A 735-nucleotide genomic window follows, 5' to 3' on the forward strand; every position below is an offset into this window, starting at 1 on the left:
AAGCCGGTTGTCACCAAGTCGCGCGTGTCGGTTGCGTCGTTCAAGATCCGCGATGGTTGGCCGATCGGCTGCAAGACCACGCTGCGTCGCCACAAGATGTACGAGTTCCTGGATCGCCTGATCAACATCTCGCTGCCGCGCGTGCGCGACTTCCGTGGTGTTTCCGGTCGTTCCTTCGACGGCCGCGGCAACTTCAACATGGGTGTGAAGGAGCAGATCATCTTCCCGGAAATCGACTTCGACGCCGTCGACGCGATCCGCGGTATGGATATCGCCATCACCACCACTGCGAAGACCGACGCGGAAGCGAAGGCGCTGCTGGCAGCGTTCAAGTTCCCGTTCCGTAACTGATCTGTCGAGGAAACCGAAATGGCAAAGACCTCCATGGTCAACCGCGACATCAAGCGGGAAAAGCTGGCAAAGAAGTACGCTGAAAAGCGTGCGGCTCTGAAGAAGATCGTGTCCTCCGTGGACGCGACCTACGAAGAGAAGATCGACGCCGCAACCAAGCTGGCCAAGCTGCCGCGCGATTCGTCGCCGAGCCGCCAGCGCAACCGTTGCGAGCTGTCGGGTCGTCCGCGTGGCGTCTACAGCAAGTTCGGCCTGGGCCGTAACAAGCTGCGTGAAGCCACCATGCGTGGCGACGTCCCGGGTCTGCGCAAGGCCAGCTGGTAATCCCAGCCGGCCCTGCGATCAGGAGCCCCTTCGGGGGTTCCTGAACCGGGCAGGGGAGGC

Annotated in this window: 2 protein-coding genes (1 of these 2 running past the window's edge); both read left to right on the top strand. The window is 61.9% G+C overall.

Translation table 11 applies throughout. The features are described 5' to 3' along the window. Positions 1-351, top strand: the 3' portion of a protein-coding gene (rplE, locus tag CJP72_RS25165) for a 50S ribosomal protein L5 (protein WP_162383922.1). It extends 204 nt beyond the left edge of the window; the window shows 351 of its 555 coding nt (coding positions 205-555); the start codon falls outside the window, past its left edge; it ends in the stop codon at positions 349-351. A gap of 18 nt (positions 352-369) precedes the next feature. After that, positions 370-675 (top strand): 30S ribosomal protein S14, encoded by a 306-nt coding sequence (rpsN, locus tag CJP72_RS25170; RefSeq protein ID WP_005408209.1) that lies wholly within the window; start codon positions 370-372, stop codon positions 673-675. Positions 676-735: the final 60 nt, after the last annotated feature.

This window comes from Citrobacter sp. NCU1 (genome assembly GCF_010231475.1).
Classification (GTDB): domain Bacteria; phylum Pseudomonadota; class Gammaproteobacteria; order Enterobacterales; family Enterobacteriaceae; genus Citrobacter_D.

Coding starts and splice junctions, on each gene's coding strand:
- rpsN (WP_005408209.1), top strand. CDS start 370: ATGGCAAAGACCTCCATGGTCAACCGCGACATCAAGCGGGAAAAGCTG.